Source organism: Mesorhizobium sp. LSJC269B00, assembly GCF_000502815.1.
Classification (GTDB): Bacteria; Pseudomonadota; Alphaproteobacteria; order Rhizobiales; family Rhizobiaceae; genus Mesorhizobium.
Genome location: NZ_AYVN01000009.1, coordinates 84,167 through 95,398, shown reverse-complemented (window position 1 = coordinate 95,398; position 11,232 = coordinate 84,167). Strand labels below are relative to the sequence as shown.

At 64.6% G+C, this 11,232-nt stretch carries 9 protein-coding genes; 3 read left to right on the top strand and 6 right to left on the bottom strand.

The window, feature by feature from the left end; all coding sequences use genetic code 11:
- Position 1: 1 nt before the first annotated feature.
- The gene (locus X771_RS144300; RefSeq protein WP_023689204.1) at positions 2 to 1,684 is read left to right on the top strand and encodes a hydantoinase B/oxoprolinase family protein; all 1,683 of its coding nucleotides are present in this window, start codon (positions 2 to 4) and stop codon (positions 1,682 to 1,684) included.
- 22 nt (positions 1,685 to 1,706) lie between these two features.
- Here X771_RS144300 and X771_RS144305 read toward each other — a convergent pair whose 3' ends face one another.
- The gene (locus X771_RS144305; protein ID WP_023689203.1) at positions 1,707 to 2,597 is read right to left on the bottom strand and encodes an SGNH/GDSL hydrolase family protein; all 891 of its coding nucleotides are present in this window, start codon (positions 2,595 to 2,597) and stop codon (positions 1,707 to 1,709) included.
- Between the two features lie 254 nt (positions 2,598 to 2,851).
- Here X771_RS144305 and X771_RS144310 point away from each other — a divergent pair, with 254 nt between their 5' ends.
- Positions 2,852 to 3,622: an ABC transporter substrate-binding protein gene (locus X771_RS144310; RefSeq protein ID WP_023689202.1), complete on the top strand. Its 771-nt coding sequence runs from the start codon at positions 2,852 to 2,854 to the stop codon at positions 3,620 to 3,622.
- Between the two features lie 70 nt (positions 3,623 to 3,692).
- On the top strand, positions 3,693 to 4,808 hold the full coding sequence (locus X771_RS144315) for an aminomethyltransferase family protein (RefSeq protein ID WP_023689201.1): 1,116 nt from the start codon (positions 3,693 to 3,695) through the stop codon (positions 4,806 to 4,808).
- 1 nt (position 4,809) lies between these two features.
- On the opposite strand, the gene X771_RS144320 is transcribed toward X771_RS144315, so the two are convergent.
- The 5 genes from X771_RS144320 to X771_RS144340 are packed head-to-tail and all read right to left on the bottom strand — an operon-like array spanning position 4,810 to position 11,230.
- The gene (locus tag X771_RS144320; protein WP_023689200.1) at positions 4,810 to 5,271 is read right to left on the bottom strand and encodes a MarR family transcriptional regulator; all 462 of its coding nucleotides are present in this window, start codon (positions 5,269 to 5,271) and stop codon (positions 4,810 to 4,812) included.
- Complete coding sequence (locus X771_RS144325) at positions 5,268 to 5,852, bottom strand: amino acid synthesis family protein (protein WP_023689199.1); 585 nt, start codon at positions 5,850 to 5,852, stop codon at positions 5,268 to 5,270. Before X771_RS144325 ends, X771_RS144320 begins: the two co-directional genes overlap by 4 nt.
- Entirely contained in the window at positions 5,845 to 6,729 is an 885-nt protein-coding gene (locus X771_RS144330) for a thiamine biosynthesis protein ApbE (protein WP_023671293.1), read from the bottom strand. The genes X771_RS144325 and X771_RS144330 overlap by 8 nt, the downstream gene beginning before the upstream one ends.
- Positions 6,729 to 8,270, bottom strand: coding sequence for a hypothetical protein (locus tag X771_RS144335; RefSeq protein WP_023683557.1), 1,542 nt, complete (start codon positions 8,268 to 8,270; stop codon positions 6,729 to 6,731). The genes X771_RS144330 and X771_RS144335 overlap by 1 nt, the downstream gene beginning before the upstream one ends.
- The gene (locus X771_RS144340) at positions 8,267 to 11,230 is read right to left on the bottom strand and encodes a molybdopterin-dependent oxidoreductase (RefSeq protein ID WP_031202905.1); all 2,964 of its coding nucleotides are present in this window, start codon (positions 11,228 to 11,230) and stop codon (positions 8,267 to 8,269) included. Before X771_RS144340 ends, X771_RS144335 begins: the two co-directional genes overlap by 4 nt.
- Positions 11,231 to 11,232 lie beyond the last annotated feature (2 nt).

Genomic DNA, 11,232 nt, shown 5'->3' with positions numbered 1-11,232 from the left:
GATGCAAAAGCTCGACGCCATCACGCTTTCGGTCTTGCAGGCAGCCTTGCAGCAGGTCTGCGACGAGATGGATCTCACTTTCTCCCGCGCTGCCTTCTCGCCTGTCATCGCCGAGGCCAATGACCGCTCCGACGGCATCTACTCGGCCGTCGATGGTTCGTTGATCGCACAAGGCAGCCAGGGCCTGCCGGTGTTCGTCGGCGTCATGCAGTATTCGACCAGGACGGTGATCGAGATGATCGCCGACGGCCGCTGCCTGCCGCCTGAGCCGGGCGACATCTATATCGTCAACGATCCCTATCTCGGCGGCACGCATCTGATGGATGTGCGCTTCGCCATGCCGGTCTATCGCGACGGCAAGATATTTTGCTGGCTATCGAATACCGGCCACTGGCCCGATATCGGTGGCTCGGTGCCGGGCGGCTTCTCCGCCTCCGCCACAGCCGTCGAGCAGGAAGGCCTGCGGCTGCCGCCGGTCAAGCTGTTCAAGAAGGGCGTGCTCGACACCGAAATCTACGCCATCATCTGCTCCAACATCCGCGTCGCCGACCAGCGCATCGGCGATATAAGGGCGCAAGCCGCGGCACTGCTGATCGGTCAGGACCGGCTCAATGGAATCCTCGATCGTTACGGGGACGAAACCGTCGTCGGGGCGATCGCCGAACTGCGTCGCCGCGCCGCCGAGCAGATGCGCGCCAACATCTCCGCCATTCCAGACGGCACCTATAGCTCGAAGGCCTTTGTCGACTCGGACGGCGTGGTCAACGAGCCGCTGACCATTGCACTTGCGGTGGAGAAGAAGGGCGACACGCTGACCTTCGATTTCACCGGTTCCTCAAAACCCTGCGCGGGGCCGATGAACAGCGTGCTGGCGACGACGCTATCCTCGGTCTATCTCGCCATGCGCCATATCTTTCCCGATGTGCCGATCAGCGCCGGGGCTTTCGAGCCGCTGATCGTCAAACGGCCAGAAGGCACGTTTCTCGATGCCAAATACCCGCGGCCCGTCTCGGGCTGCGCGGCTGAGGTGTCGCAGCGCATCGCCGAGGCGGTGTTCGCGGCGATGGTGCAGGCGCTGCCGGAAAAGGTGACGGCTGCACCCGCCGGCTCCAGCGGCAATTTCGCGCTCGGCGGCAACGATCCGGCGCGCGGCCGCGACTATGTCATGTATCAGATCTCCGGCGGCGGCTATGGCGGCAATTCAGGCCATGACGGCCTGACCAATGGCTGCTCGACCATCGGCATTTCGAAATCGCCGCCGGTCGAGATCATGGAGCAGGCCTTTCCGGTTCTCTACCGCCACTATGCCTTGCGCGAAGGCTCGGGCGGCGCCGGCAAGCAGCGCGGCGGTTTTGGCCTCGCCTATGAGGTCGAGATCTTGCGAGGCGAGGCGCGCGCGTCCTTCGTCATGGACCATGGCCGTTTCGGCCCGCAAGGCGCGCTCGGCGGCAAGGACGGCGCGGTGAACACAGTGACCGTGTTCCGCGGCGGCGAAGCCCACGTACCGCCGCATCTGTCCAAGGAGCAGGACATCGCGCTCAGGGCCGGCGACCGCGTGCGTGTCGGCACGCCCGGGGGCGGCGGCTATGGCGATCCGCGTGAGCGCGATCCGAAACTGGTCGCCGAAGACATCAGGCTTGGTTACTACACCGTTGAACAGGCCAAAGAGCTATTCGGAACCTGACAGCCGACAGGCCCGAGCCGCGTCAGGTCTGCAGCTTGGCCTTCAGCGCATCGGCGAATTTTTGCGCGATCTTCTTGAAGCCGGCGGGATCGGGATGCAGTTCGTTGGCCCAGTCGGCCACCTTCAACGTTCCCTGCGTGTCGACCAGATGGAAATTGTTGTTGGGATCGTCGGCCAGGCGCTTCACCACATCGCGGAACGCCGCCAGCGCGTCGTGAACGATGACCGTGCCCTTGGCGACCGTCCAGTTGCAGAAATCGAGCGACGGTTTCAGCCACGGGCCGACACAGGACGGATGCGCTCCGTTCGGGATCGGAAAATCATAGCAATGGCCAAAGATCGGCACGCCTGGCGCGACGCGGTCGCGCAGCGCGAACAAATCGAGATAGCAGGCCTCGACCATGCCGAGCGCCTTGGTGAAGCGGTTCTTGTTCAGCCCGGGGGCGTGGCCGTCATTGAAGTCGAGGAAGATGCAGAACTGGTCGCCGGCAATGTCGTTGCCACCGGCAGAGAACAGGATGGCATCGGGCTTGCCGTCCAGCCAGTTGGCCTTGTTGCGCAGGGCGGCGATCATGCGCTGCTGCTTGGGCAGCGACATCTCGTCGGTCGCCGCATCGCCATGATGGGCAAGGTTGAGGATGGTCGGCGGCATCGAGCCGATGCGGCGCAGCTGCGCGATCACATCGGTGTCGACGAACGGAAATCCGTTCCCGGTCAGCGGATAGTCGAACCAGGAATCGCCCTGCGCCAGCATCACCAGCGGCCGGTTGGCGACGGCCGCCTCGAGATTGCCGGCACTTTCCCTTGCGGTTTCGAGCCGCTCGATGTTGGCCTGGTGAACCCTGATGCGCTTGGCGATGTCGTCGTCTATGCGCCGCTGCGCGGCTTCCTGCACGAATTCCTGCTGGTCCATCCCCAGGTCCCTCCCACGACCGTCTACTTCCAGCTGAGCATGCGCCCATGTCCATGATCGGTCTGTAATTTAGATCACAGTAAGATTCCTGGGGAAGGACGGCTTGCCACGCCGTGATCGCCGCAGAGCATGTCGTTTCCGTCTCCGTGGGGCCTGCAAAAGACCATAGACTTCTATCCTTGTTTTCGCGCAATTCCGGACGGGAAACCGCCAACACCTTCCCTGGAATTGCTTAGTCAACGGAGATCAGGAACATGCGTCTTTTCGGTCGTTTCGTGCTTGCCGCTTCCGCCGCCCTGCTGCTTGGGACCGGTGCTGCCTCCGCCGAGAAACTCAGGATCGGGACCGAGGGCGCCTATCCGCCCTTCAACTATGCCAATTCGGACGGCACGCTGGGCGGCTTCGACATCGACCTCGGCAAGGCGCTGTGTGCCGAGATGAAGGCCGAGTGCGAATTCTCCGTACAGGATTTCGATGGTTCCATTCCGGCGCTGCAGGCCGGCAAGTTCGACGCCATCATCAACATCACCATCACGCCGGAACGGGCCGAGAAGGTCGAGTTCACCCACAAATATTACCAGACGCCACCGGCCATCGCCGTGCCGAAGGATTCGACCATTGCAGGCACGTCGCCTGACGATCTGAAGGGCAAGGTGCTGGGTGTGCAGAGCGCCACCATCCACCAGAATTTCGCCGAGAAGAAATACTCCGGCTCGACCGTCAAGGCCTATCCGACCGGCGACGACGCCCGCACCGACATGGCCAATGGCCGGCTGGACGCGATGATGGACGGCTCGATCATCCTGACCGAATGGCTGAAGAAGCCCGATGGGGCCTGCTGCAAATTGCTCGGCACGCTCACCGCTGATCCGGCCATTCATGGCCCCGGCGTCGGCATCGCCCTGCAAAAGGGCAACAAGGAACTGGCCGACAAGTTCAATGCCGCCATCGACGCCCTGCGTGCCAACGGCAAGTACAAGGAAATCAACGACAAATACTTCTCGTTCGACGTCTACGGAAGTTAACCCCTTCACCGCTCCTACCTCGGCAGCGCCATCAGGCGCTGCCGTTTTCATGAGATGACGGAGAAGTTTCTTGGTTGAGCGGCGCTCCCCTTTCTACACCAGCATCGTTGGCCTCGGCGCCACGATGGGCCGGGTCGGCGGCGACTTCGTCTCGGCCAAAATTTATTCCGGCATCGCCGACGAGCATCTGAACACGCGCAAGAATGTCGGCGTGCAGGATCTCAGCACCATGGGGAAGATGGACATCAAGGGGGCGGAAGCCGAGGCGCTGGTCAACCACATCATCGTCAACGATGCGGCCGCGATGAGCCCCGGCCAGGTGCGCTATTCCACCGTCTGCCGCGACGATGGCGGCATCATGGACGACCTCACCGTGTTCCGGCTGGCGCCTGAGCATTTCATGCTGGTGACCGGCTCGGTCAACCGGCTGAAGATGCTGCCCTGGCTGCAACATCATGCTGAAGCGCGAAAGGCCTATGTCACCGACATCACGGCGGCCGTCGCCTTTCCGACGATACAGGGGCCGCGTTCACGCGAGCTGCTGAAAGCACTGGTTTCGGATGCCGATCTCGATGAGTTGAAACGCTGGGCGTTCACTTCAGGGCGCGTCGGCGAGACCAAAGTCCTGATCTCACGCACCGGGGTGACCGGCGAGCTCGGCTTCGAACTGTTCGTGCCGGCGGACGAGGCCACTTCCGTCTGGGACGCGCTGATGCGGACCGGTAGCGATTTCGGCCTGAAGCCATACGGCGTGCTGGCCATGTTCACGCTCGGGCTGGAAAAGGCCTATCCGGCGCATGGCATCGACATGGACGAGAGCCGTACGCCCTTCCATGTCGGGCTCGATCGCTGGATCAAGTTCGACAAGGGCGAGTTCATCGGCCGCGAGGCATTGCTCACAATTCGCGACAAGGGGCTCGACGAACGCTGGACCGGGCTGATTCTCGACGGTGACAAGCCGGCCGCGACGGATGCCAGGGTTTTCGCCGACGGCGAGGATGCCGGCGTCGTCACCTACAGCGATCACGGCTATTCCTTAGGCAAAGTTCTGGCGACGGCGCATTTGCGGCTGCCGTTCACCGCCATCGGGACCGAACTCAGCATCGACATTGACGGCAAGCCGACCCGCGCGGTGGTGGCGCCGATGCCATTCTTCGATCCTGAAGGCGCTCGGCTGCGGGCCTAAATCAGGCTAACTTCGCTAGCAGCCGCATAAACGTGGCCGCTTCCTTGGCCGTCAGCGGCGCCAGTGTCTCCTGGGTGATGGCGCGGGCCAACGGGATCAGCCGTTCGATCGCCTCGCGTCCCTCTGGCGTGAGACTGACCAGCAGGCGCCTTTTGTCGACCTCATGCTTGGTCAGGTCGACCAGGCCACGCGCCTTCAGCCGATCGATCACGCCCTTGACGGTCGCCGCATCCATGGCGATCAGCGTTCCCAACTGGTTCTGCGAGGTCTCGCCGACATCGTGCAGCTTGGCGAGTGCAGCGAATTGCGGCGGCGTCAGGTCGCTGATCTGGGCGGCAAAGATCGAGACATGGCGCTGATGCGCCTTGCGCAGGATGAAGCCGACCTGCTCCTGCAGGCGGTAATCATGTTCGTCGGGCTCTTCGGCCTCGACCAGCTTGAGAAGATTGTCACCGCCGCTCATCGCAAGCCATCCCAGGCCTTGATGTCGCCTGCAGCCAGGCCGCCCATGCGGTCGTGCACGCGCGGGCCGCAGCTCATGGCGAGGCAAAACAGGATTTCGTCGGCACGCGGCCCGTCGCTGAGGCCGACCTCCATGGCGTCGAAATGGCTGCGGACATAGGCAGCGTTGGTGTGGCCGAGCGGCACGTCGAGCCGCGAGCCGAACGCCCCGACCTTGGTTGCCGACGGCACGATCGCCTTGGCGTCGCCCAGCCGCTCGCGCATGGCATAACCGCCCGGCACATGCCAGAGCGCGCCGTGCTCCAGCTCCCCTGACGAACCGACAATGGTGCCCTTGCCGTAGGCGTCGATCTGCTTGATGTCGCCGCCCAATGCGGCAATGAGCTTGTCGGTGAGCAGCAGGCCAAGCGGCTTCAGATCGTCCATGGCGCTCTGCAATTCTTCGACGTAGCGGCCGGCGAACGGGTTCTTCACCAGCGCCACGGCCGCCGCGCGGCGGCGCGGCACAGCTGCGGCCGGGCCGCCATCGTGAAAAATCTCTTCGGTCAGAACCGCAATCTTGCGGATCGGAAACTCAGGCATGGGCAACTTCCTTCCCTGGATTTTTGTTGGGCGCGGCAAGCGCCATGGAACCACTGATCCGCGCTTCCCCGCCTAGAAACAGCGCCGATGCGGCAATCAGGCCGCGCCGGCGAAAATCTTCGGCGACGGCAAGGCCATTGTCCAGCGCCCGCTCCACATCGCCACGCGCGAGCATGCCGACGGCTTGTGTCACCAGCCGCGCGCCGAGATCGCTGTCGGGCGCCAAGTCGTGCGCGGGAATGCGCTTGATGGCGGGATTGCCGGGCAGGTCGACGGCGTTGGCAATGAGCGTCGCCGCCGCATCGGCCTCGGCGCCGGTGCGGGCCAGCACGGTGACGGCGTCGGCAATGCCAAGCGAGAACGAACGGCCGCGCCAGCCGCTCGTGGCGACGCCGCGCACGCCGTCCGCCGAGCGAATGGTGAGACGGTCGGCCATGCCGTTGCCGGTGCCGGCGATCGCCAGGTTCATCGACTGGCCCTTGCCGATGTGGAGTGCGCTGTCGCCGCCATTGTTGACATAGGCGCGGTCGAGTCTGCGGCCTGCAAGCAATGCCGAGAGCATTTCGTCGGCTACCGATCCGGCGACGGCGGCCATCGGCGTGATGAAGCTTTCCGCCAAGGGCATGACGGCTGCTTCCATGCGGCGGGCCGTCGGACCGGCAAAGGTGCGTGGCGCCAGGAAAAATGCCGGGAGGCGCAGTTCCGGAAGCTCCTTGACCAACTCGACCAGGATCGTCTGGAAGCGCTCGATCGACTGGGCGTAGGCGGCACGACACTCATCCGCCTCGCCAAAGGCCTGGACGATCAGGTCGATCGGCCCGTGGTTGAGATGCAGCCGCTTGCCGTCCTGCAGCCAGTGGACTTGCGGGCCTTGCATCAAGAGGCCCCGTTCGAGCCGACGCGGCGCAACTGCGCCAGCGGCGGCCATGGATTGTGGGCCTCGGCACCTGAGCCGCGGCGCGGGTTGAGATATTCGCCGCCTTTGGCAACGATATCCTCGACGCTGCGTATCTCGGCCTCGTAGCCGCCCAGCCTGACATAGTCGTCGCGGCGTAGCGTGAATTCGATCGGCGCCACCAGCGCCGGCGTCGGCACATAGCCGAAGGCGCCTTCCGGCACGCGCATGACGTCGACCATCAGCGTGATGCCGCCGCCCGGCCAGACATAGACCGGCGCGCCGCCAACGGTAACATAGGTATTCAAGCCCTGCACCGAGCGGGTGAGATTGACCGGGTTTTCGGTGACGCCGGCGCGCAGCGAACCGCCGGCGCCGCCGATGAACAGCACGGTGCAGAGCGCCGGCTCGCAATTGTCCTCGATCAGGCCGACCGATTTCTGCAGCCGCTCGGGGAACGGTTTTTCCACCGGCTTCAACTCGTCGTCGAGCTCGTAATAGGCGAACTGCTCGCCGGTGGTCGACACCATCAGCAGCGACAGGCCGGGGCGGGCGCCCTTCTTGGCGTTCCATTCGCCGAGGATCGACAGCGGGTCGGAAATCGAGGTGCCGCCCCAGCCGAGGCCGGGCTCGGAAACCTTGAAATAGCGGCCCGGCGTCGAACGGCGGCCGATGATCTTGATGCCGGTGTCCTGCCAGCCCAGCACCTTGCCGGCCTGATGCTCGGAGACGACGCCGGTGATGTGGTCGTCGACCACCACCACCTCGTCGACAAGGCCGCGCCATTGCGTGGCGAACATGCCGATGGTGGCCGAGCCGCAGCCGACCCGCATGCGGTGTTCCTGCTTGCCGTCGATGACAGGTGGTTTGCCGGCTTCGACGGTGATGGTGGCGCCGCCATCGATGGTCAGTTCGACCGGCTTGCGATTGCACAGACTGAGCATCGCGTCACAGGTTGCCCGGCCTTCGGCCTTGGAGCCGCCGGTCAGATGATGCACGCCGCCCAGCGACAGCATCTGCGAGCCATACTCGCCTGTCGTGACGTGGCCGATCGCCTCGCCTTGCGCGCGCACGATTGCCGTTTCGGGGCCGAGATGACGGTCCGTGTCGATCTTCACCTTGACGCCGCAGTACGAAAAAATGCCTTCGGTGACCACGGTCACCAGATCGACGCCCTCGACCTCCTGGCTGACGATGAAGGGGGCCGGCTTGTAGTCGGGATAGGTGGTGCCGGCGCCGATCGCAGTGACGAAGCGGCGGCCGTTGTTGACCAGTTCGCCGTCCCATTGCTCGCCCTCGGCGGTGAAGGGCACGACCGCGGCGCCACTCTCTGCCGCATGATCGAGGATGGTCAGCGGGTCCATACGCACGATGCGGCCACCGACATTGCCGTAGCGGTCGCAGGCGCCGGTGCGGCCATCGGCGATGTAGCACATCACCGGACAGGCATCGCAGCGGATCTTTTCCGCCACCAGCTTTTCGCCCGGATCGTGGGTTTCGAAGCGTTCGGCAAGCTCGCTCATCGGCGTGCCTCCTTGTCGCGGATGCCATCTTTTTCGCGGATGGCGGCGCGGATGCGCGTCGGCGTCGCCGGAACCTTGGTGATGAGAACGCCGGTGGCGTGGCGTATGGCGTTGAGGATGGCGGGTGCGGTCGGGATCAGCACATGCTCGCCCAGGCCCTTGGCGCCGAACGGTCCCTCCGGATCGGGAACCTCGATCAATATGTGCTCGATCTCAGGCACATCGCCGATGGTCGGGATGAGATAGTCGTGCAAATTCTCGGTGCGGCCGGGGATGTATTCCTCCATCAGCGCCATGCCGATGCCTTGCGCGATGCCGCCTTCGATCTGGCCTTCGACCAGCAGCGGGTTGATAGCCTTGCCGACATCGTGCGCGGCGGTGATTTTCAAGAGCTTCACCGTGCCGAGCTTGAGGTCGACCTCGAGTTCGGCGATCTGCGCGCCATAGCCGTAGACGGCGTAAGGCTTGCCCTGGCCCTTGGCATCGAGCGGCAGCGTCGGCGGATCGTAGGTCTCCTCAGCGCGAAAGACGAAACTGTCCGCATCGACATCGAGCGCGGCGAGATCGATACGCCGAGTGGCTTCGCCCTCACGAATGACGATCACCGGACCGTCCAATTGCAGGGCCGCGTTCTCCGAGACATTGGCAAAGCGCAGGATCTTTTCGCGCAAGGCGCGGCCGGCTTTTTCGGCCGCCTTGCCGGTGACAAAAGTCTGGCGCGAGGCCGATGTTTTGCCGGCGTCCGGGCTGATCGCGGTGTCGGCGCTTCTCAGCTTGAATTTTTCCAGCGGCAGGTCAAGTGCGTCGGCGCAGATCTGGGCAATGACGGTGTTGGAGCCCTGGCCGATATCGACGGCGCCCTGATGCAGGATGACCTCCCCCTCTGGCGAGATACCGACCCGGATGGTCGACGGATTGGGCAGCGAGGTGTTGCCGCAGCCATACCAGCAGGACGCGATGCCGACGCCGCGCTTTTTGCTCGTATTGGCATTGTTGAATGTATCTGCGTCGGCCTTCGCGCGAGCCCAATGCGGCCGCAAGGAGTCGAGGCACTCGAATATGCCGACGCCCGACTCCAGTCGCTGTCCGGTAACCGTTTCGGATCCGTTCCGAAGGCAGTTCTTCAGCCGAAAATCGAGCCGGTCCATGCCCAGCTTGCCGGCGAGCTCATCATAGAGCGTCTCCTGCATGATCGTCGCCTGCGGCACGCCGAAGCCGCGGAAGGCGCCGGAAATCGGCCCGTGGGTGTGGATGGCGCGGCCTTCGGCGCGGTAATTCGGCGTCGCATAGGGACCGGAGGCATGCACCGGCACGCGGTTGGCGACGGTCGGGCCCCAGCTGGCATAGGCGCCGGTGTTGAAATCGCCGGAAAAGATCATGCCGGTGACATGGCCCTCGGCGTCAGTGCCGATCGTCGCCTTCATCTCGGCGGGGTGGCGCTTGGTGGTCGACATCATCGATTCGGTGCGGGTGTAGGCAAGCGCCGCCGGCCGGCCGGTTTTCAGTGCCACAAGGCCGATGAGCGGCTGCAGTGAAACGTCCAGTTTCGAGCCGAAGCCGCCGCCGGTCGCGGTCGGCACGATGCGCACCTTGTCGACGGCAAGACCGAGCACCTTCGCCGTTTCGTCGCGATCCATGTAGGGGGCCTGGGTGCAGGCGACGACGACCAGCGTGTCGCCGTCCATGTAGGCATGGCCGGCTTCCGGCTCGATATAGGCGTGCTCGACATAGGAGGTGTCGATGGCACCGGACACTGTGAAGGCAGCCTCGCCAAGCGCCGCCTCGGGGTCGCCGCGCTCGACAAAGCCCTTGGTCAACAAATTGGCCGGGCGGTTCGCGTGGATGAGCGCCGCCCCTTCTGCCTGCGCGTCGCCGGGCTGCAGAAAATGCGGCAGCTCGGTCCAGCGGACCGGGAAATCCTGGAGGTCGAGATCGAGCATGGCCTCGCGCTCGCCGGCGACCAGCGCCACTGCCTCGCCGCGCAGCCGCGCAAAGCCTTCGGCCAGCGCCGGCTGGTCGGCAAACGGACCGATGACGCCGAAACAGTTTTTTCCCGGAATGTCGGCGGCGGTGAAGACGCCGGCGATGCCGGGATGCGACTTCACCCAGCCCTCCAGGTCGCCGAAGGCGAAGCCGGCATGATAATGCGGCGAGCGGACCACCAGCACGGCCAGCGCATCGGCGGGAAAGGCATCGGCGCCGAATTTTTCAGCGCCGGTGACTTTTGGCACGCCGTCGAGCCGGACCGGGGAGGCGCCTACAGCATTCCCTGTGGTTGGCATTCTACGTTCAAAGTTGAATTCCAACGAATGACGTTGGCGCTGCCCCTCACCCTTACCCTCTTCCCGTGAAGAACGGGGAGAGGGGAGCGTCGGCGCTGGAGCACTTCCCTTCTCCCCGTCACTATACGGGGTGAAGGTGCCGGCAGGCGGATGAGGGGCAGCGCCGTCGGTCGACGTCTCGAACCGTCCCGCATCCATCACTGCCGCAATGATCTTTCTGTACCCGGTGCAACGGCACAGGATGCCACCCAGCGCATCCTGCACCTCGGTCTCGGTCGGATTCGGCGTGCCATCCACCAGCGCCGTTGCCGCGACCAGCAGCGCCGGCGTGCAGATGCCGCATTGCGCGGCGCCATGTGCCAGGAAGGACGCCTGCAGAGCCGAGAGCCGGCCATTGGCGAGGCCTTCGACGGTCGTTACGGACGTCCCGGCTGCGGAGGCCGCCGGCATCAGGCAGGCGCAGACGGCGTCGCCGTCGACCAGCACCGTGCAGGCGCCGCAATCGCCGGCATCGCAGCCAACCTTGGTGCCCGTCAGCTGCAATTCGTCGCGCAAAACCTGCGACAGCCGGCGCAGCGGCGGCACATTGACCGAGACGGCGGCGCCATTGACGGCGAAGGCGATCTCGGCGCGCTCGATGCCGAGGCCCGGCACGAGGTCGGGCAGGGCTTCAATCATCT